General features: G+C 62.2%; 2 protein-coding genes. One reads left to right on the top strand and one right to left on the bottom strand.

Annotated features, from left to right (window positions below):
* The coding region (locus EOA24_RS38670) for an ApaG domain (RefSeq protein ID WP_127410863.1) at positions 1-177 on the bottom strand (177 nt) is incomplete at its 3' end.
* 276 nt (positions 178-453) lie between these two features.
* Here EOA24_RS38670 and EOA24_RS38665 point away from each other — a divergent pair.
* Positions 454-1171: glycosyltransferase (locus tag EOA24_RS38665; RefSeq protein WP_127410862.1), on the top strand; the 718-nt coding region annotated here is incomplete at its 3' end.

Genomic DNA, 1171 nt, shown 5'->3' with positions numbered 1-1171 from the left:
GCCCTGGCCATCGGTTATGTGCCAGTAGCGCGACAAAAGCTGCACGAAATCGTCGGAGCGGTTGTCGATCGTCACCTGATAGCCCCAGACATAGCGGTTCTCCGACGGATCGGATCTATCCTCCAGATAGAAGGGTCTGACCAGCACTTCGATGTTGCGCGTCACTGCGCGATACATGGGCCACTCCGGTTGCCGCCGCGGAACATTTTGTCGCGCTTCGCTGTTAAACGCGCCGCGCCGACCATCCTGCCAGCCTTGTAGCGCACGTGCCGAAAAACAATGTCATTTAAGTGACACATGACAATGTTGGTGTGCACAAACCGTGCCGGGCGACTCGGGCGCTCTGTGACTGATGAAATGGTCGCATGCGGCCAAGAGCAATTCCAGGAAAAGTGTGAGCGGTTTTCCGTCCGGAATTGCGTGAAAACAAAGAGATAGAGTGACCAGATCTCGATGGAACTGACTATCGCAGCCGGCCTGGCTTCGTCAGCCCTTCTTTTCTCGAACCTCGCCAGCATCCTGCTCGCCGCGTCGCGGCTGAAACGAAGACATGTCATTGCGCCGCCCGTCGGCGCGCAGCCGGTCTCGATCATCGTTCCTTCGCGCGGCGTCGAGCCGTTCACGCAGGAGACCCTTCAGCGCGCCTTCTCGCTCGACTGGCCGCGCTATGAGCTGATCTTCTGCGTCGCGCATGCCGAGGACCCGGTGGTGAGGCTCATCGATGCGGCGATAGCGCGCCACCCGAAGGTTCCGGCGCGGTTGTTGATCGGCGACGACCATATCAGCGCCAATCCCAAGCTCAACAACTGCGTCAAGGGCTGGCAGGCGGCGCGGCACGATTGGGTCGTCCTCGCCGATTCCAACGTGCTGATGCCGAGGGACTATGTCCAGCACCTGATGGCGGCATGGCGGCCGGATACCGGCCTCGTCTGCTCGACGCCGATCGGTTCGCGGCCGGACGGCTTTTGGGCCGAAGTCGAATGCGCCTTCCTCAACACGCTGCAGGCGCGCTGGCAATATGCCGGCGAGGCGCTCGGCCTCGGCTTCGCCCAGGGCAAGAGCATGCTGTGGAACAAGCCGATGCTGGACGCCAATGGCGGCATCCAGGCCTTGGCCGCCGAGATCGCCGAGGACGCGGCCGCCACCAAGCTGGTCAATGGCCTGGGCCCTG

The organism is Mesorhizobium sp. M2A.F.Ca.ET.039.01.1.1 (assembly GCF_003998035.1).
Taxonomy (GTDB): Bacteria; Pseudomonadota; Alphaproteobacteria; order Rhizobiales; family Rhizobiaceae; genus Mesorhizobium.
Note: the sequence above shows the minus strand (reverse complement) of the source record. Positions and strands in the feature narration are given on the sequence as shown.